The 297-nt window shown below is 54.5% G+C and carries 2 tRNA genes; both read left to right on the top strand.

Annotation, left to right across the window (positions count from 1 at the left end):
• Positions 1-116 precede the first annotated feature (116 nt).
• A tRNA-Asp gene (locus HUS61_RS21425) sits at positions 117-193 on the top strand.
• A gap of 30 nt (positions 194-223) precedes the next feature.
• A tRNA-Asp gene (locus tag HUS61_RS21420) sits at positions 224-297 on the top strand.

Raw genomic sequence — 297 nt, 5'->3', positions numbered from 1 at the left:
AGTGGTAGTTCAGTTGGTTAGAATACCGGCCTGTCACGCCGGGGGTCGCGGGTTCGAGTCCCGTCCACTCCGCCAATTACTTACACAACTTATGGTTGTAAAACATTTTCCTTTGCGGAGTGGTAGTTCAGTTGGTTAGAATACCGGCCTGTCACGCCGGGGGTCGCGGGTTCGAGTCCCGTCCACTCCGCCAATAGGAAAAATAAATAGCATTAAATACTGCGGAGTGGTAGTTCAGTTGGTTAGAATACCGGCCTGTCACGCCGGGGGTCGCGGGTTCGAGTCCCGTCCACTCCG

The organism is Pseudoalteromonas sp. 0802, assembly GCF_013350085.1.
Classification (GTDB): domain Bacteria; phylum Pseudomonadota; class Gammaproteobacteria; order Enterobacterales; family Alteromonadaceae; genus Pseudoalteromonas.
This window is presented reverse-complemented; position numbering and strand designations above follow the sequence as displayed.